The 18,468-nt window shown below is 53.1% G+C and carries 19 protein-coding genes, 1 tRNA gene, 1 other RNA gene and 1 pseudogene; 13 read left to right on the top strand and 9 right to left on the bottom strand.

The annotated features are described in order from the left end of the window. Nucleotides 1-14 precede the first annotated feature (14 nt). On the top strand, nucleotides 15-164 hold the full coding sequence (locus BW940_RS21435; protein ID WP_159440154.1) for a hypothetical protein: 150 nt from the start codon (nucleotides 15-17) through the stop codon (nucleotides 162-164). A gap of 272 nt (nucleotides 165-436) precedes the next feature. On the opposite strand, the gene ffs is transcribed toward BW940_RS21435, so the two are convergent. Next, an RNA gene (gene ffs, locus BW940_RS03125) (signal recognition particle sRNA) lies at nucleotides 437-748 on the bottom strand. A gap of 173 nt (nucleotides 749-921) precedes the next feature. Here ffs and BW940_RS03120 point away from each other — a divergent pair. Then, complete coding sequence (locus tag BW940_RS03120; protein WP_076607740.1) at nucleotides 922-1,269, top strand: DUF5798 family protein; 348 nt, start codon at nucleotides 922-924, stop codon at nucleotides 1,267-1,269. A gap of 329 nt (nucleotides 1,270-1,598) precedes the next feature. Here the strand turns inward: BW940_RS03120 and BW940_RS03115 are convergent, their stop codons facing one another. From BW940_RS03115 to BW940_RS03105, 3 genes are all read right to left on the bottom strand, one after another. After that, the gene (locus BW940_RS03115; protein ID WP_076607739.1) at nucleotides 1,599-2,231 is read right to left on the bottom strand and encodes an RAD55 family ATPase; all 633 of its coding nucleotides are present in this window, start codon (nucleotides 2,229-2,231) and stop codon (nucleotides 1,599-1,601) included. A 175-nt stretch (nucleotides 2,232-2,406) separates the two neighbouring features. After that, nucleotides 2,407-3,261: a geranylgeranylglycerol-phosphate geranylgeranyltransferase gene (locus BW940_RS03110; protein WP_076607738.1), complete on the bottom strand. Its 855-nt coding sequence runs from the start codon at nucleotides 3,259-3,261 to the stop codon at nucleotides 2,407-2,409. 130 nt (nucleotides 3,262-3,391) lie between these two features. Continuing rightward, entirely contained in the window at nucleotides 3,392-3,577 is a 186-nt protein-coding gene (locus BW940_RS03105) for a DUF7511 domain-containing protein (protein WP_076608107.1), read from the bottom strand. A gap of 168 nt (nucleotides 3,578-3,745) precedes the next feature. Here BW940_RS03105 and BW940_RS03100 point away from each other — a divergent pair. The 6 genes from BW940_RS03100 (at nucleotide 3,746) to BW940_RS03085 (ending at nucleotide 7,657) form a co-directional block, all read left to right on the top strand. Then, nucleotides 3,746-3,820, top strand: a tRNA-Arg gene (locus tag BW940_RS03100). Nucleotides 3,821-4,111: 291 nt separating this feature from the next. Further along, nucleotides 4,112-4,528: a hypothetical protein gene (locus tag BW940_RS21010; protein WP_143823859.1), complete on the top strand. Its 417-nt coding sequence runs from the start codon at nucleotides 4,112-4,114 to the stop codon at nucleotides 4,526-4,528. A gap of 488 nt (nucleotides 4,529-5,016) precedes the next feature. Beyond that, the gene (locus BW940_RS21430; protein ID WP_159440153.1) at nucleotides 5,017-5,160 is read left to right on the top strand and encodes a hypothetical protein; all 144 of its coding nucleotides are present in this window, start codon (nucleotides 5,017-5,019) and stop codon (nucleotides 5,158-5,160) included. A 384-nt stretch (nucleotides 5,161-5,544) separates the two neighbouring features. After that, nucleotides 5,545-5,982, top strand: a complete 438-nt coding sequence (locus tag BW940_RS03095) for a hypothetical protein (protein WP_076607737.1) — start codon at nucleotides 5,545-5,547, stop codon at nucleotides 5,980-5,982. Between the two features lie 440 nt (nucleotides 5,983-6,422). Beyond that, complete coding sequence (locus tag BW940_RS03090; protein WP_076607736.1) at nucleotides 6,423-7,271, top strand: ParA family protein; 849 nt, start codon at nucleotides 6,423-6,425, stop codon at nucleotides 7,269-7,271. Nucleotides 7,272-7,273: 2 nt separating this feature from the next. Further along, nucleotides 7,274-7,657 (top strand): hypothetical protein, encoded by a 384-nt coding sequence (locus BW940_RS03085; RefSeq protein WP_076607735.1) that lies wholly within the window; start codon nucleotides 7,274-7,276, stop codon nucleotides 7,655-7,657. A gap of 204 nt (nucleotides 7,658-7,861) precedes the next feature. Here the strand turns inward: BW940_RS03085 and BW940_RS21005 are convergent, their stop codons facing one another. Further along, nucleotides 7,862-8,686 carry a hypothetical protein gene (locus BW940_RS21005; protein WP_143823858.1) on the bottom strand — a complete coding sequence of 275 codons (825 nt, stop codon included), beginning with the start codon at nucleotides 8,684-8,686 and terminating at the stop codon, nucleotides 7,862-7,864. A 289-nt stretch (nucleotides 8,687-8,975) separates the two neighbouring features. Here BW940_RS21005 and BW940_RS03070 point away from each other — a divergent pair, with 289 nt between their 5' ends. Beyond that, a complete protein-coding gene (locus tag BW940_RS03070) occupies nucleotides 8,976-9,575 on the top strand; it encodes a hypothetical protein (protein WP_076607732.1) in 600 nt (199 codons plus the stop codon). Between the two features lie 23 nt (nucleotides 9,576-9,598). Next, complete coding sequence (locus BW940_RS03065) at nucleotides 9,599-10,228, top strand: hypothetical protein (RefSeq protein ID WP_143823857.1); 630 nt, start codon at nucleotides 9,599-9,601, stop codon at nucleotides 10,226-10,228. A gap of 687 nt (nucleotides 10,229-10,915) precedes the next feature. Here BW940_RS03065 and BW940_RS22645 read toward each other — a convergent pair. Continuing rightward, the gene (locus BW940_RS22645; RefSeq protein ID WP_449406672.1) at nucleotides 10,916-11,194 is read right to left on the bottom strand and encodes a DUF7344 domain-containing protein; all 279 of its coding nucleotides are present in this window, start codon (nucleotides 11,192-11,194) and stop codon (nucleotides 10,916-10,918) included. A gap of 786 nt (nucleotides 11,195-11,980) precedes the next feature. Here BW940_RS22645 and BW940_RS03050 point away from each other — a divergent pair. Together BW940_RS03050 and BW940_RS03045 are read left to right on the top strand one after the other, a co-directional pair. Next, complete coding sequence (locus BW940_RS03050; RefSeq protein WP_076607728.1) at nucleotides 11,981-13,819, top strand: DUF262 domain-containing protein; 1,839 nt, start codon at nucleotides 11,981-11,983, stop codon at nucleotides 13,817-13,819. Between the two features lie 115 nt (nucleotides 13,820-13,934). Next, the gene (locus BW940_RS03045; RefSeq protein WP_159440151.1) at nucleotides 13,935-14,957 is read left to right on the top strand and encodes a metallophosphoesterase family protein; all 1,023 of its coding nucleotides are present in this window, start codon (nucleotides 13,935-13,937) and stop codon (nucleotides 14,955-14,957) included. 102 nt (nucleotides 14,958-15,059) lie between these two features. On the opposite strand, the gene BW940_RS03040 is transcribed toward BW940_RS03045, so the two are convergent. Further along, entirely contained in the window at nucleotides 15,060-15,371 is a 312-nt protein-coding gene (locus tag BW940_RS03040; protein ID WP_076607727.1) for a hypothetical protein, read from the bottom strand. A 430-nt stretch (nucleotides 15,372-15,801) separates the two neighbouring features. On the opposite strand from BW940_RS03040, the gene BW940_RS03035 reads away from it, so the two are divergent. Next, complete coding sequence (locus BW940_RS03035; protein WP_076607726.1) at nucleotides 15,802-16,299, top strand: hypothetical protein; 498 nt, start codon at nucleotides 15,802-15,804, stop codon at nucleotides 16,297-16,299. A 327-nt stretch (nucleotides 16,300-16,626) separates the two neighbouring features. On the opposite strand, the gene BW940_RS03030 is transcribed toward BW940_RS03035, so the two are convergent. Then, nucleotides 16,627-17,802, bottom strand: a complete 1,176-nt coding sequence (locus BW940_RS03030) for a hypothetical protein (RefSeq protein WP_076607725.1) — start codon at nucleotides 17,800-17,802, stop codon at nucleotides 16,627-16,629. Between the two features lie 156 nt (nucleotides 17,803-17,958). Next, a pseudogene (locus tag BW940_RS03025) lies at nucleotides 17,959-18,468 on the bottom strand (ISH3 family transposase); the annotation flags it as partial.

Raw genomic sequence — 18,468 nt, 5'->3', positions numbered from 1 at the left:
ATGAAGGTTCAAAGATGGAACCAGTACTCTTGCACCACGTCAGTCACGAAATGTTGCTTGGAATCACTGCCCTCGTTGGCACGCTCAGCTTTGCTGGCGGCATGAGCTTTGCAAAGCGGCGAACAGAACAGCAGCCAACCAACACGTCTGCAGTCGACGAATAATACGGCTACGAGTCTTCCCACGTGTTACCGCAGGGTCGACCCGACAGCCATCCACACCCACATCCTGGTTTGACCCTGTCGTGGGACTTCTTTTGAGTAGTGAATCGACTGACGTCACGACACTCCGACACAGCCGACAGCCGTGCGATCGGTGTCTCGCAGTCCGGTCGACTCGAGTGGAGCAACCGACTGTGATCCGCACGGAAGGCTGTTACAACGAACTGTTCTGGGCGAGTAGAGAGCATCGGCTTGTCGGAGTGAAAATCGGTATGAATGTGGAAGCCGCGATTGCCCGGCGTTCCGGCCGGAGGAATCCCAGTTGCCTTCTCCACCCCGCAACCCGTCGAGCGACAGGTGTTCGGCGGTCCACTGCTCGCTTCCGCGCCTGATGGGCTGTCGCCGACTAACCACGATGGGACGTCCCTGCGGACGGCCATCGTGGACCGCTGTCCCCGACGGACGAGGCTTCTATGTTGGCTCCCGGGGCTCCGGTCGGTCTGACCGGACGTCCACGGTGTTCGGTCCCCGCTGATGACCATAGCGCGGGTAGTGAGCAGGGCCAAACTGCCCGACCTATCCACTTCGTCGTAGACGGGTGGAACTTAAGGGCCTTTCGCCTCCGTGATCGCCCGAGGCTGTCAGGGTGTCCTCGACAGCGAGCTCATCGATTTCGAATGCCGACCCGTCGATCAGCAATCGATTGCTGGACACGCAACGGAGGAAAAGGCCCATTAGTCGGCCAATACATCGCTGAACTATGGGACTTGGCAGCACTGCAAAGAAGATTCAGAGCCTGTCCGACCGTGCCGAAGCGATGTACAAGCAGGTACAGCAACTCCAGCAACGGATCATCGGGTTAGAAGAGGAGATGGATGAGACCCACAAAACGGTCACGCGTCTCGACCACCAGCTCACCGAACAGCGCGCGCTGTTGCTTGCGATGGCCGAAGAACAGGGTCTCGACGGCGAGAAGATCCTCGCTGAGGCAGCCATCGATGAGGCCGAACTCGAGGATGCCGAAGCCGATGGCGAGGTGACGGCGTCCACCGACGGGGAAGCAAACCCGGGCACGGATGCCAAAGCGGACAATACGGGAGCGAAGTAACGCACGGTCGCCCGTCTCAGACGACAAGTCGACGGTGTCGACCGTTAGAACCGATCCTGGACAGCCTCGGCCATCGGCTTCAGTACGACTCGCCACTTCATCGTCACGAATCCTCGGTTAGGTCCCGAGTACATCGGCAGCATCTCGCTCGAGGCTGCATGGCGTACTGACCTCGTCGCTCAGACAGAAGAGACAGCGATACCAATCGGTTCCTCGACGGCCATAAGCGAGTTAGCGGCCGGCCGATCGAAGAGATCGTTCGTACAGCATGTCGTGATCCCAGCTGTATCCGATCGAACGTCAGTAGTCGGCCCGTAGCGTGATCACAATCAACTCGACAGGCCAGCCGTCCGGATTCGTGGCTCGTTGCCATCGCTCCTCTCCCCAAGTTCGATGGAGGCGTCGAACAGCTGTTTGAGCGTGTTCATCGTCTGGGCGTCATGAGACGTCGAGTCGATGACGTAGATGCCCATTGCGTCAGCACTCTGGATCCGGCCGGTAAAGACGTGGAGGAACCGAAAGACGGTCTGAAGGTCCGAATACATGAGTAACGTCGAAACGGAAGACAGCAGTACTCGGTTTTCAGTCACGCCACGTTCCTCATAAAAATCCTGGAGGAACTCCGAGAGCTTGATTCCGATTCCCGTCATGTCGACGGGTGAGGAGGCGTATTTGACCCGTGGGTCGTCCTCGACCGAACCGATCCCACGCTGCTTGGTAACACAGTCGACGACGCCGATATCGGGGTCGACACCAGGGCCAACCGAGTCGGTAAACGACTCGAGGACCTTGCTGGCACTGTCTTTGGTCGTCACGACGATCGACCCGTCACCGCGATTGGCACCACTCGCGAGGATGTCGAACGCGAGCTGTCGCTTTCCCGTAAGCGGCGGGCCCGCGATGAGTAGGTTCGTCCCGGGATCGATTTCAGCGTCCGGTAGGACGTCTGCGAGGTCATACATACCAGATACTCACATCCATCTGCAGCCGTACTGCTGCCGTTACTGTGTTCGTTGGCTACGTCGGCGTGTAGTATGAGAATACGGTATCCAGCTTATATTACTTTTGATCGCACAATTACCACCAATACTAATTACTACTCGCGAGAGGCGTCTTCGACCCGAACGAGTTCGCGATTCAGAGCCCTCCCGGAACCCTGATCGCCGCCCGGCCGATAATAAATGCCAGCGCAGCGAGGAACATGCCGTACTTGAGATGTGATTGTCCAGCCGTCGGATCCTCGAAACTCTCGACGGCCGCATAGAGCATCACCGCATCTGCTGGAAGCACCACCAGTAGGTACGCGACACCGAAATACTCGACGAGATACGGAACCGGGCTCGCGAGGACTGCCACGACGAGCAATCCTGCCGCAAGCTGGAGTGCGCGTCGCTCGCCGATCGCGATCGGAAGCGTGTTCAACCCCTCCTCGCGGTCACCGGCGATATCTTCGACGTCCTTGATGATCTCTCGAGTCAGCGTTGCGATCGCCGAGAGGACGAACAGAACCACGGCGGGACCCATGTTCCCGACCGCTGCAGCGCCGAAGAGAAACGTACTCCCGACGAGATAGGCAACCAGCGCGTTCCCCAGCCCCGGCAATCCTTTGAAAAACTCCGTGTAGGCCACCAGCGCGAGGAGATTGATCGCTGCGATGGCGATTGCAGCTCCCGGAAGCGTGATCGCGAGTCCAACGGCACCGACAAACAGGACGAAACTAAAGACGAGCGCGCCACGTGGACTCACCGCCCCGCGGGGGATCGCCCGCTCGGGCTGGTTGATCCGGTCGATCTCCCGATCGAAATAGTCGTTGATCGCGTTCCCGGCCCCGACTGCAACCCCCGTTGCAGCGATCGCCGCAACCACCGCAAACGGCGCAGTGGTGACACCGCCGGCGACGAACGCGCCAATAAACGTCAACACACTCGCCGCAATCACGTTTACCGGTCGCGTCAACTCGAGCAACCCACGGATCGTCTCGCCCGCTGTCATGGACGGGACTGCTCAGTCGGGCTGGTTAAACGGTCCGATCCGCCCCCAGTGGGAACTGGACGATGCTGTCGGGCGACCCCGATCAGGAACGTGACCGGGTAGCGTCAATCTCCCGCATGGGCAACTGCCGTTATCGCCACTCCTCGAGATCACACAGCGTATCAGCGTCGACCGAGAGCCACTTTCTTACCCGGTCATCGCCAGTCGCATCGGCGGGGACGGCAGTCCAGACCTCGTTCTCGTCGTCAGTAAGCAACTCGAGCGGTGCGTCTACAGACCGGCTATCGTCGGGAATCGGGGCCTCGTTCACCGTCATTAACAGTTTCCTCTTGGTCATACAGCATAAAGACCTCGTGCGATAATTTTCACCGACTGAGAAGCAGAACGCAGTACCGGGTGCTCGAGCGAGTATGGTGTGCTGGTCGGTGTCGAAAGCGTCGCAAATCGAGTGACTTATACGGGGCCGACCGAAAAGAGGTGGTACGGGCGCTTAGCTCAGTCTGGACAGAGTACTTGGCTTCGGACCAAGCTGTCGCGGGTTCAAATCCTGCAGCGCCCATACCGCCGCATAACGGCTAGAAGTCAACAGACGGCGACGAGGTTCTTTTAACTGTTTCCCCGATAGCCCGGGAGAGTTCGTTATGCCACATCACGCGGGTCGCCTCCGTAGTGCGGTTCGCTAGTGCTAATAATTCAATGAATAATCATAAACCTATGCATCAGGCGTACTCGCAGGAGACAATGTGTGACTGACGATAAGTGCTGGTGCCTTACAAGAGATCATGCTTGACCACTGCTCCACACCAGGGAAGAGGAACAGTAAAACCAGAGACTGGTGAATAGACAACTAATGATTTCTGTATCAAAATCCGATATCGAGCCTACAGAATATCCTGAACGAGTTCGAATCGTTTCGACTGAGTCAGCCGTTCTTGACGATTCCAATTATACCTACACGTTAGAAACTAAGGTGGTATTTGATGGGCCCTATGGACGTCTAGCAGTTTTGTCGTACTTCAGAGGTCTCCCCATCGACGACCGAGAGGATATCCAAGCATCTGTCCATGATCGGTACTTCATTTATGACGACGGGACTCAAGAGATCGCGGAAGTTGCCCATTCTATGAGACCGCCTGAGAATGCATTAGAAGATATTGAGTCATTCCAGACCTACTGTGAAGGTATTGCCACCAACGACCCACCAGCAGTTTATGATCTTGCTGTAGACGAATGTGACTCTTGGAGAATAACGGATAGCGATGAGTAATGGTTTGTGTCGTACCGGTAAAGCTCGTGGAACGGTTGTAGTTGAGCCCGGTTGTAAGGACGGATGAACTGGCCGAGATGGATACCAGAGAACATTCGCTGTTCCGAGTATGGTGTGGCACTCCTTGGCCTCGTAATTGAGGAGGCGAAGCCCCCTGCAATCAACAAAGGGCTGAATCCGCCCGGGACTATACCCAAAAAGGTACGAATCCTCTTTTTCAAGGGTCTTGTTGCCGGGAGTTGCTGGTGGTGGAGTCGATCTCGAAAAGTCTCTGTGGCGCGCTCGATGGAGTCCCGCCTCTGGCCACTGTGACGTGTGGGTGTGACGCGTCACTGTGACATGTGACTCTCACAGGTGACTGTGATGTGTGAGTGTGAGTTCTCACTGTGAATTGTGAAAGTCGCATGTGAGTGTGATATTTCACAACTTCTCATCACACGAGACTATCATGCAAAATACTTTGTAGGTGGGACGAGACCGGGGTTTTGATGCCTGCAATCGCTATCAAAGACGGTCACATCGAAATTTTCGAAGAAGCCAACGTTGAGCATGAGGATGAGAATCGATGGGAAATCGCTGGCCGTGGCAATGTCAAGGCAGACTATATTGTGTTGCTCCCGGACTGGCGCTAACACGGGATCGACACCACTCACAACGAGGGGTGTAGTTTCATCTCGACAATGGGGTCTCGTCCCCGTTATTATTATTGGTCGGCGAGTATCTTCGGGTAATGGATTCTTGTGAGATGCAAGCAGTTATCGACAGGTTGCGACGATATCTGCATAATCTGTGTCTGTTAGCGACTGAACCACACCAAACGCCAGTGCACCCGGCAGGAACGATCGATCGGGACGAAGTTCCGGCCACAAAGTGCGCGACCGACAAAGACGTCGAGGCTGTTCTCACCGAGTTCTGATTCTTCACGATTCCACTCACAACGAGGGGTGTACCAATTTCATTTCGATAACGGGGTCTCAGCCCCGTTATTATTACTGGTCGGCGAGTATCATCGAGTAATGACTGTGCCTGTGGATTCTGAGGAGTACAACGACATGCTTCTCAAATATAAGGATGGGGAAATCACGGAAGCAGAAGCGCGGGAGTTCTTCGGTGAGAATTTCGAGAAGGCTGCCGGTGCTGCCGTTGCTATGCGCCATATCGACGAATCGGATGAAGCACTCAACGAACTATCTGAGATGTATTTTGACGACGACGGGGAAACCGTCGCGCAAGTGGTATCCATCGCGCGGGCCCTGGAGTCTAACAAAGAGAACGGCTATTCTCCAGACGAGTTGGCCGAGTTGCTCGATCAGGCGTGTGATGATATGCGTCTCACCTCGCAGCAGTTCGCTGTAGCGGAGGATATCAGCGACGCCAATACAGCCCCGGATAAAGTCGATGCAACGTCTACTGAAGACATTTCTACTCCGGACGACGATATTCTCACAGACTAATTCTTACCAAACGCTGTTGTCGTAGAAGGCAGGAAGACGTTGAAGATCCGATTCTAATGCGGTGAAAGGTGGGGTGATTATACTCATAATCCAAGGCCGGTTTCTCTATGTGTCGATATTCTCCCTATTTACAGAAAAGACGACAGTTACGGAGAGGTCGTGCTCGCGTCGGCTAGCGCAGGCGTCCTCTTCGAACCAACTCGTGTGTAGGACTTATCGTGTCTTGAGCACAGATACGGACTCCTCACTGGGCACTTTTTCGATGGAGTTAACGAGGACATCTACGGCCCCGGAGTCATCCATACTCCTGGGGAGAACAGATGTCGCTCCCTGATTCTGGTACGGCTTCTGTGGACTTCCGGAACCAGCGTCTGACGCAGCTTTAAACCTATAGCATTCACTATATGAATTACTACAGTGAATCCTATAGGTGACCTTGAATGACTACACGAATCGCCAGCTTCCTCGATAAAGGAGGGACAGGCAAAACCACCAGTATCGCACACCTCGGCGTCGCACTCACCCAGCAGGGCCACGATGTCCTGCTAATCGATCTCGCTGGCAAGCAGGGCGACCTCGCCAAAGCGTTCGACGTCTGGAGCGACGTCCAGGACGCCATTGAGGCCGACGAAGCGTGGCCCAACATTAGCACTGTTTTCGACGACGCTTGGCCGACCATCGCGGAGAAGCTTGGCGACGACGCCGTCCACGACCTCGTCTACGAGACCGACGAAGACGTCGATCTCATCCCCGCCCACCCGGGCCTCGATACGCTGGACTCCGAGCTGGGAAATATCGATGATGCTGGCGAACGCTACGCGCGCCTGGAGGCGTTCCTCGATGACTATGTGGAGGGTCTCCCCTACGACATTGTTCTTATCGATCTTCCCGGGATGTCGAACAACGTCACCTACAATGGTCTCTGGGCAGCCCGGCGTGTCCTCGCTCCGGTTGAGATGGGGCCGTTTGAAGCCGAGCAGGCTGGCGCACTCCGCGAAGACCTTGAGAAGATTCGGTCGAGCTTCGGGATCGACGTCGAACTCGTGATGGTACTTCCCAACAAGGTTGACGACCGCACCAACCTCGCCACCGAGTACTTGGAGGCGTTCCACGAGGAATACTCCGACACGATTGCACCTGAGTACGTCCCGTACTCACAGGACATCCGTAACGCCACCCAGCAGGGTATGACTGCCTTCGAGCTGAAGAATCCGAGCACGACTGCACAGCGCGCGCGTGAGGCGTTCCTCGCTGACGCAGAGGCACTCATCGAACGCGTGGAGGACTAACCATGGACGAAGACCTCGAACAACTACGCGAACAGACCAGTTCTGGCGACCGCCTCGACGAGGCGAGTAGTAAACGGGAACAGCACGAACTCCAGGAAGCAATCCTCGATGAACTGGAGGCGATTGACGCTGGTGGGAAACAGAAGACGGTGAGTGTGTGGGACGGGCCGATGGCTGCGCTACTCGGTGCGCTTGAAGCCCACGAGGATGATTTGGTTGAGACGGGTGAACAGTTGCGTGACGCACTGGGAATCAAGGACGAGAGTGAGCCCGACCGGAGCGAGGTGCTCCGGCTGGCCCTTCGCCTCGGCTTCGAGACCGCGGCACCTGACAAACTCGATGCCACCCGCGGTGCGGTCGAAGAACACGCCAGTCAGCGACTATAGCAATTCCTATAGGATTTCACATAGGGCATTTGCTCTGGTTCATGCAGGGTGAATCTACCTATTCCCAGTTTGGGTGTCTCGGCAGATTTTCTGTGGCTGTGGTCGGTGCCTGTGCCCCGCGACCTCTAACTGTGTTATGGGGCCGTTTACTGTTCATGAGGTCAGCAGTCCCTGTTTAGATGTTGTTCTCGCTGAGTGCCGAAATCACTGTTTCAAGACTCCCGCTTTCTGGACTTTGATATCCGATTGGAAGCTATGCTCCCGAGCGCGATCCAAAACAAGATCGACAACATCTACAGACCCCCAAGAACTCCCGTCGAAACCTTGGACGGAAATCAAGGGTCTTTCTGGATGAGCACTTGCAGCAATGCCTGCGTAGCCGTGAACTGTGTACTCTTCACTCCGCAATTGGGTGGCGAGTTTGTGCCCCGCCTTGTGTCCACAAGCCTCACAACCTGACTTTGCGAGATTCGTGACAACACCTTTCTTGCGAAGGTCTGCGAATATGTCGTGCGCCTGAATGGGATAATCAGTCGCTGGACGTATATCGCGCCCGTCACAGTCCATGTCCTCAACAGCATTGATTGCGAACTCGGGACGACGATGACTCAGGTCAATCCCTTCGTTCAATCCGTCCAGAGCTGGTTCAGGAAATCCTGGCACCGGTTCTAGGCTCCGTGAAGTGCCACTTTCTTGAATCAAACGGTCATGGTATGTCCGAACGAGATCATCAAGCAGTTGATCGTGGTGCTCTTCTTTGACAACTTGGCAGACGATGGGGTGCAGCGCGAGCGTATCGTCTTCGCGTACACGCAGATAGTCTGCCACGAGTACTGGATCAACATCAAAACGATTTTGCAGTTCCAAGCTATTCATATTCGCTCGATCGAAGAGCCTGCCAGCTTCCGCAGAATGAACCCCTGAGAGAGAATCAATATTCGTCTCGATGTGGTGGTTGATTGCTGTACGGTTTTGAGACGGCAGTAGTGGCTCGGCGTTCGGTGGAAGAGTCAGTTGGCCTTTCGACATATGGGAATAAGGTCATTTGTCACTTATAAGGCTCTGGGTTGGATCGAGAATACAGCAGGTAGTAGTTTGCTTCAACCGGGATGTTTCTGTGTTCACGGGGTCGGAATCCCTTGAACAGATGTTGTTCTCGGCAACTGATCGTGGAATGAGTATCACCCACGGTGTACTGTCTAATTCAGGGGTAATGCGACCGATGGAGGCTAACTGGTTGATTGATATTGAACCCTCTTCTGTGCACATTGAGGGGAACCATTAAGTGATTGGTCTGGGTACGTATGAGTCGAAGTCAATGTCTGAAGAACGAGAGCGGGCAAGCATTACGTTGCCCACGTCGCTGAAAGAGAAGCTCAAGGAGGATGGAAACATGTCTGAGACGATTGAAGAGGCGCTCGAACGATACTTTGAGACATCGACTATCCACTATGTGAATACCAACGCCCAGTACGTGCCCGGAGATGGGACGAAGATCTACTCCAATGGAGTCGTCGCGACGTACGGTGCCGAACGGTTTGGAGAATCGCTCCGCGAACTAGAGCCAGGTGATGGTGTCGTCTCGTACGTGAGTGACTCTTCGGTCAAGTACGACGGTGGAGCACGGGCCTTTGGCGTCGTGCAGGCTTCGTGGAGCGGCTCGAGAGTTCCTGCTGAGGAGAACCTGTACAATCCTGGGGAGGAGGAGTTTCGAGAGTACCACGTCCCTGTGAAGTGGCTCGGGGTGCTCGGAGAGGAGTCAACGGTCAGTCCGGAAGACATCCGCACCACCACGGGGCGAAAAACACCACAGCGAACGCTGGAGACTCCCGGAGATAAGTATCAGCACGGAATGCAGCTGCTCGCAGAGGTCATCCTCGGGCGGACGATTCTTGCTGACCTGTTCCGAATCGAGTGAAAACTGTCAACAAGATACAACACATGCCATCCAGACCAACCTACCCGCCTGAAGAGCAGATCATAATCGAGAGCGCTGCCCTGACCGCACGGACGCAGTTCTTCCACCACTGCTCCGGCTCAAAACTTCCCGTACGCGATATCCCTGGTCGTGGGAAGACCGAACCGAACATTGAGTACGGCGCTGAGCAAGGCCTTAACACTGATGGTGAGATCATCGCCGCCGAGAACTATCGTCACAGCTGCGTGCCACAAGCGATTGCATCATTCCTCACCTCCAATGAGCAGTTCCTTGTACTCATCACGAACCCCGACCAGCTGTCTGGCGGAAAGCAGATTGTTGGGTACATTGAGAAGAGAGACTACCTGGATATGGGCGACCGATACGCGGTGATCGGCCCCGTGAAGCTGTATGGCCTCGCAGATGCAATCCCTGTGAATGAGGTCGGGGTCAGTCCCCGCAGTGAGGCGAAACTCGGAAAATCCGAGATGGAGACCATCCTGGATCACTTTGCCGGTTGTGAGGAGGTGACTAAGGAATGCCTCGAGGAGACGCTCCGGCTCAAAGAGAAGCATTCAGATGCACCATCTACTGGTGGTTGTGGATGTAGTTCTAACTCCGGCTTCGACGAAGACGATACTGACGGTTGTTGAGCTGGGGTGTGCGTTCCAAGTGTGACAGCCTGTCGAAGTAGATCTGAAGTCACTCGAAGTAGCTGTGAGCCTGACCGATGTCGGCACATACATCACGGGTCGTTCATGTGTTCCGTACCACCGGTTTCCGACCACCCCCTTGTAGCAGTTCGGTCGAACTTTTCCACTCTGGAATCATCGACCCCCAGGGGTGGCGTGTGAACTGAGGCGATCCCGACGCGTCTATATCGGGTGTCAGTATGGATGGTGCGCTAAAATGCTCTGTCGTAGTTGATTGTCCACTGGGCCAAAATCATCAACATGAGGAAGGCGTTCGTGAGGAGCATTGCCGCATTCCACGGGGTAATTGGCGGAATCCAAAGAGGAAGCAATGTCTCGATGTACAGCTCGACGAAAACAGGGAACGATTCAGTTCGAGTAGGAACTTCGGTGAAATAGTTGGCCCAGAGTAGTAGTAGTTGGAAGACAGTCGTGATTCCGCCAGCGATCCCGTATGCGTAGATTGCCTGTCGGCTGAATAGACTCCCGAAAAAGTAATTGATGCTTCCTTGTCGCATTGCACGACATTATTGATCCGATGATAATAGTGGTGCTGGTGCTGCGAGTACTAGCCGTTCAGCGAGCGCTGGAAGGCAGTATAGGCGCTCCAGAGACGCGCGGGTGTCTCGGTCGGTGTGACTCCTTTCTTTATCTTACTCGAGAACGGTGTCTTCCATTGTGACGAGGTGCCGTTGACAAAGGGCGATATAGACGCGTTCTCTTTGTTGTGAGTTCATTCACGGTGCAGTCATTTTCGCGTGCGGCCACCTCCTCTGCCAAATCGGACACCGTCACCACGTCGTTCGGTGGCTGCTCGGCCAGGTACTCGATGGCCCAGCGGCGCCGGTCGGACGACAGGATGGTCAGTACTTCACTGTGATCGATGGGTGTGATATGTGACTGTGACGTGTGCGTGTGACTCGTCACTATGATGGTGCGAGATGAGCCTTGACCACTCACAACGAGGGGTGTCCCCGCCGAAAGAGTTCTATGAAAGATTCGAGGAAAGTCTTGATTCTCGCATTATAACCTCTGTCCATTGTTAGCTTGTGCCATTACAAATATTTTTAAGTTGCTGATGGTCAAGTCAGGTTGGAAAACAGAACGCGCCTTCCATTCGTGACTAAGTATTCCCGCCCCCCTACCTTTGAAAACCCGGGTATGAGCGTGGAAGGTTCTCTGGCAGTCGATAATATCAAAACAATCTAAGCCAATGACAAGAGAATCAGTCCCAAACGAGAACGTTTTGACCGTTCTTAATGACCTCGACGAATGGACGTTTAGTGACACAAAGCTAACTTATCATAGTGGTGACTATATGCGCGTAAAAATCGACTTGAGCAAGTTGGATAGTGCTGCAATTGCCGGCCTCATTGAATGGCATATTGACCAAGGCTGGAGTCTTGAAGACTTCGAAGTGACAAACCGTAGTGCAGAGATGTCCGGCCTGGCCGAAGACGTCCAATAGCACGTCGCCCAATATACGTTTTCAAAGGTGGGTTCTCCATTCAGGACGACTTCCGCAAGTAGCATCGCTGCTGTGTCGTAGAAGGCAGGAAGTCGTTGCAAAGTCGAGTCTTTCAGTCCCGAAGGTGGGGTAAATGTCGTCAGGAACCGAGGTAAACAACAGTTCATATCCCCTGCTGCGGTTCGGCCACGAAATACGTTCGTGGGAACGACTTATACGGAAGTCACCGGAATGGTGAATCATCAATGAAAGCGGATACACTCGATTTGAAGGATATCTTTCGAAAGGACACTCGGTACGTCGTTCCTCGGTTTCAACGTCCCTACGTGTGGAAGGAGGAAGAACACTGGCAGCCCCTTTGGGAGGATCTCCAGCTCGTTGTGGACGAACTGATGGATCGGCAAGCAGGGGCAAATACCAGTATTGAACGCCAAGAAGCCCAACAAAACACGTCTCCACACTTCTTGGGAGCAATCGTTCTCGACCAGCAATCGACACCAACACAAAAACTAGAGACGCGAGAGATCATCGACGGTCAACAGCGCCTTATAACGCTCCAAGTGCTCCTGTCTGCGGTACACTCCGTAGCGACTGATCTCGATCATAAGGAGCCCGCATCCCTGGTGGAGAAACTGATGTTCAACGATAAGGATCTGACGTCCACCGAGACAGACCGGCTGAAAGTATGGCCAATCGAAGCTGATCAGGATGCGTTCATCGACGTGATGACGTTCTCAGACCCGGAGTCGGATCATACAGAACTTGATGATGATGAACACCTGGAAGAGTGTTTCCAGTATTTCAGTGACGAGATTCGGGAGTGGGCGGAATCGGGGCCCGAATCCACCGAAGAACATCTTGATGCGCTCGTCACGACGATGTGGCATCTTCTCCGTGTCGTCGTAATCGATCTTGAATCGAGCGACGACGCGCAAGTGATTTTCGAGACGCTGAATGCCCGCGGGACACCGCTGCTCGCCGCAGATCTGATTAAGAACTACCTCTTTCGAGAGGCGACTCTCCAACACAACGATCCCGGCGAACTGCACGACAAGTACTGGAAGCAGTTCGACGAAGATGAATGGCGTGTAGATGTCTCTCAGGGCCGCTTGGATCGTCCAAGGATAGATGTGTTCATCATGCACTGGCTCACGATGCAGATGAGCCAGCAAGTGCGTGCAAAGAAGCTATTCCCAGCATTTCGGAAGTACTTGGACAGGACAGAACAGTCCGTTGAGGAGATTGTAAAGGACATCGACTACTACGCATCCATTTACGAGACTATCTCTGAACCGGATCGTGGCTCCCGAGAGGAAATCTTCTTCCGCCGATTGGACGTGCTCGATACGACGACACCATACCCGGTTCTCCTCTGGATTTTCGGTGAAGAGAACGTCCCGAAGCCCCAACGAGTGAAGGCCATTGAAGCTATCGAGAGCTGGTTGATGCGTCGAATGCTGTCGCGGCTGACGTCAAAGAACTACAATAAAATCTTCATCGAACTTCTAGACGAGCTCAAAACGAGCGACGATGATCGTGTTGGGGATACTGTCGTCGAGTTCTTCCGCAGTAAAGAGGGTGAAAGTGATTATTGGCCCAGCGATGAGAAGTTGACTGATTCGATGGTGAATCTGGAATACTGGGCCGTCATCAATCAGCGACGGCTCAAGATGGTGTTTGCGGCTATTGAACGGGAGTTACGTGACACTGGCTACAGCGAGACGTTAGAGTTCACGCAGGACTTGGAAATTGAGCACATCCTCCCTCAGAAGTGGTCTGCACATTGGTCGCTCCCCGGTGAACGGCCTGCTGAGGTAGAACAGATGGAGCGTGACGATGCGAAGGATCGGATAGGGAATCTTACAATTCTTACTGATAAGCTGAACCCATCGATATCCAATGCAGCATGGGATGATAAGCGCGATGCGATTCAAGATCACACGGTTCTACGTTTGAATAAGCACCTGGTCACAAGTTGGCCAGACGAATGGAACGAGGAAACGATAGCAGAGCGTGGGGAGTGGCTTTCGGAACGAGCGAGCGAAGTCTGGCCGGAGCCAGGTTCCGATTACTGGGATAAGTAAGCCAGAATCAAATCTCTCTACCTGCCTTGTTGCTGTTTGGAGGGGTGAGAGGGTTGTCACTCCATCTGATAAGGTAACCAATCCGATTTATTACTGTGTACGGTCGAGTTTCTCTGTGGAGACGCTATACGAGGATCTCGAGGAGGATTCCCAACACGAAATTGATGTTCGTGTTCGTGATTGCTCTCTCGCAGAAAAGGAGAATCGCGCTTTTGAGTTGAGCTTGGAGGATTCCAATGGAACGCGATTCCCGTTCGTTGTTTGGGAGAAATCAGAGGAGGGCAGGAGCTTTGATTGGGAGATTGGTTGCTGGTATCGATTAAGTGGTGTTTCAGTAAATTCGTGGCCTTCTGGAAAAGTCCTTCACGGTACCTCTTCTCTCAAAATCGAAAAGCTTGGCACATCCCAAAGCAGAAAATCATCTGATATACTATTTCTGACCGACAGCCACCTAGGAAAGACAACCCACAGCTATGGTGGACTGTCTTGGTCAGTGAACCCGGAAGAGGGGCTCCGTGCTGCAATAGAATATGCGATTCACAAAAATGTAGATGCAGTCGTCCATGGAGGAGATCTATTCCACAACCCAGGGAGTGGAATTGAAGAAGAGGATACTGCTGTATGTCGTAGAGTCTTGACCGAGTTAGCAGAACATGGAATTCCGTTCTACTTCATCTATGGGAACCACGAACGACAAGCTGGCCGACGAATCATGGAACGGTTTACAGATGATGGTCTTGCTGTACATTTGGGCTCTCGTTACGAAGTAATCGGGGACGCAGTAGCATTCTATGGGGTTGATCACCAGTCTGACTGGACTGATTTCGTTCTTGATCTTGAACGTGCACCAGAGAATCTAGCAACGGTGCTCTGTCTCCATCAGTCGATAGCTCCATTTACAGCAAGTGGCAGCCCCGATTGCTCACTAAACCGACTTCTGGACTCTTCCAATATTCCACTCGATCTTGTTATCACTGGCCATACTCATTCACGTTCAGAGCATCATCATGGTGAGTCCCGGGGACTATCTGGAGGGGCAACTACACGAGTAGGTGAAACCAAAGATGACCTCCTCCCCAGCATCGAACTAATCAGCGTACAAGGGAAGAAAGTTTCCTCAAAAAGAGAATTCCTGTAGTCTCAGCTCTTTTGAAATCCTATTCTCCGGATATACTTTTATCCGAAACAGCCGGTTGGTAGACGTGCGAACGTACCATTGGAGACTCCACCAGTGAGAGAGTTATTGCAGTTGCTCGCGTACTTCGTCGATATAATCGGGCTTGAGCTGGTGCGAAACGTGTCTTGTGTTCCCGTCAATATCACTCTCATCGACCCACTCGATATTCACCATGTGCCGTGGATACCTTGTAGTTCTGGCTATCACACCATTCATTGCCCTCTTTGAGAGTTCTATACCGTAGTCCTCTCGTAGCCGACGACGTACCTCAACACCACGAAGAGCCTCACCGTCTGCGTCTGCCAACACTTTCAATATTCCTTTCATATTCTCCGTCAATTCCGTCAAATCGCTACCACTGTTTGAGCTCACCATACACCCAAGTTGATTGACGAACAATTCAACCTTTCCACAGTTTCGGAATGAAAAGGGACGACCCCGTCCATGGTAACGAGCTGGCTCTACACCAAGGAAATGTAGATTCTTCTCGTTGCTTCGGTATAGTGTCGCACTCGTCGTTAACCGGTGGCGTGGGACTATGACATGGAAGTGTGAAGCGTCAACGTGAATCAATACTGGTTTCTTCGATTGTTAACAGCAGACTCTCAACCCGATCGGATTCACAAAAATAGACTACCGCATCTTTCGCACCGCTTAGCCGCCTCGTCCATATCTTTGAATCCCTCCTCTGGAAACTCCTCGTCGGAGTGTCCTTCAGAACCTTCTCGACATTTTGGACACAGTGGCATCTGATCTTAATTTCCATTTCCAATAAAAAGATAGTTCTGGTGGTTCGAGAGCCTCCATGGTTAGTCTGCAGATCGTCATCGCAATCTCGGTTGGATTGATTGCGTGGATGAGATATACTGCTGCAACCCAAGAAAATGGCTATGAGTTTGAGGAACGTCTGCGAAACTACTTCGCTGTAAGCGCAGGAGAGACAAAAAAGCTCCAGAACAAAAAACACGATAAAGTATTTATTGAAATTGAACAAGTGGTGTTTGAGGAGTATGATAGTCCGGAATACATACTGAAAAGAACGCTTTGGCCTTGGCAAGATATCTCGGGGTGGGTCTCGTTCAGTTGTGTTACCCACGGCTTTGTCATCGATAACCCCTCAGAATTTGAAGAAACAATGAATGATAACGTTAGTATAGTTAGCTGTGGTCATGAACATCATTCAAACCATTATTATGTGGAAGTTGTTGGAGAGATCGACTATGATGGACTTCGGATGGAGGGTTATGATTTGATATTCTACTATATCGCTAACAGTGAGGAGGCGTTTGAGCAGGCTACATAGCGCCTTAGAAAGGTATCGAGAGTACGGAGCGGGGAGACACAGGAGGTGTCGGTGATCTCTTGGGGACGCATACATCGACGCCAACAGGCTTGAGTTCTTGTCGATTCACTGGCTTGAATGTCGCATACCCCTGTCTACCGAACGATATTCACTGAAGATGTGCAATCAGTCCCTACGAAGGTCGAAGTTTGCCGAGGAACATGCCGTGGTCAAGGCTCGACTCCCGACGGGGCGGCAGTGGGAGTTCTCGGACTCTTTCATTTGCTAACCCCTTACGATAACTGAGTAACTTTACACAATTGGCTGGCTCAAGTAGCTTCTATGGAATTACGGTGATTGGTGTGTGTTAAGTGCCGAATCGATATCGGTAAGGAGACGTCGATAAAGCTCGGAATCTGGTCTTAGAGCGAACTGTCCCTGGTCTAAGCGGTTCATTTGGGTGTGTAGCTCATCCAAGAACTCTATATGTTCATCACTCGGAGATTGGCCGCTTGCACTGCCATCGAGGATGTGATTATGCAGCGTAGCAAGATACATCTGGCTGGATCTATGCGTAGTGCTTCCTAATTCGATGTAAGCCCGGACAAGGTTGTTCACTACGTCCTTTTTGAATTGGTCAGGGATGGAATTCGTGAGTAGAATTGCTTTATGGGCTCGAACAAAACCCCAAACTGCATTCTTCAATAGATCATCTTCAAGATCAGTATTCACCTGCTTGATCCCCATCCGGATATCAGGGTTTGGTTGCGCTGGAAGGGTGACCAACCCTCGGTAGACAGCGATGGTGTGCTTCAGCAAGTATCCGTACGCGTTCGGGAACTCATCTGTAGCATCAGCAGACGGCCCCAGTTGGAAGTTCGAGCAAATTTCTTCTACAATCTCGGCCAGATAGTGCAGGAAAATGTGGTGCGAAGTATCTTGTCGAAGGGCCTGTGAGGCGAACAGGTCGAAGAGTTCGATCCCCACAAGGATTGGGTCGTGTGAGGGCTGACCTGGCCCAGTTAGCGAGAAATCTTCAGGCCGACCAACATACTCATCGTTAGGCTGTTCAGCTTGGCGCCGCAGGAAGGATTTAACGCTTTCTCGGATTGGATTCCAGATCTGTAGTTCAATAGCTATATCGACGTTGTCAAATAGGGAGTTCAACAACAAGCTGGATTCTGGGATTTTTCGGTCGCCATGACTACCCTCAATCCCTTCAACCTCGTGATAGAGAAGACTCATCGAGTCGCTATGGAGGGCTTTCAGATATTCACGAGCAAACACTTCGCGGTTTAGCGTTGAGTTAGAGTCTGCAATAATCCGGGTTGCGAGTGATGGGTTCAGTTCAGTATGGTGCTCCATGAAACTTCTTGCAGTCAACACTTCTTTAGCTGCTTCTCGGCTGTGTAACGGCTTTGACTCCTCTTCATTCGAGAGGAGTTGGGTGTAGTTATCTTCCAACAACGAAGATAGCGTGTTGAACTGCTGAGTTGCAAAAAGATTCAGTACCTCACAAAGCATTACCAGTTAGCCTGACCTGAGTCACCTGTTCTGTCGTGATGAGTCGTCGATAGCGGTTGAACAACACTAATCGGGGACGGAGCTGTCGCTGTCGGCGGCGGTCAGCCGCCGACGCGACAGCGTAGCCACTCACAAGGCAGCGATCTCGGTCAGTGACTACCGGTGGAACCGGTCGTCAGGTGGCCGGTTTGCGGGGACGGCCCGACGCACCGCGAGGGCCGTCCACGCAGCCCGTCGAACCATGTTGACGAACTCCTTGTATGGCCACCACCAGAGGCGACGCCCGCCTCGGCGGGGCGTCGCCACGTATTCGTAGTGCAGATACCGCCAAACGTTCTGTAGCAGCAGACTCACTACGACGTACAGCAGTCTGACCGTCGCGTCTCGCGTCGTTGTCGTCGCTATCGCTTGCTCGGACAAGCGATAGCTCGACTCGATACCGAAGCGTTTGCTGTAGTGGTATCGAGCGTCGCGTGGTGTCTCGATGAACGGCGCGTCAGCGGCGTAGCCGTGACGCGCCACGCCCTGCTCGTCATATCGTCCATTCAGGTACGTACAGTCGATGTAGACGGGAAACTCGACGGTCCAACTGTGACCGTCGAGTTTCCCTGTCAGGTCGTGTTGGATGACGCGACTCCACCCTTCCGAGAGTTCCTGCTGAATCGC

This window comes from Natronorubrum thiooxidans (assembly GCF_900156475.1).
GTDB lineage: Archaea > Halobacteriota > Halobacteria > Halobacteriales > Natrialbaceae > Natronorubrum > Natronorubrum thiooxidans.
The sequence above is the reverse complement of the archived record's forward strand: the minus strand, read 5'-3'. Positions and strand labels throughout refer to the sequence as shown.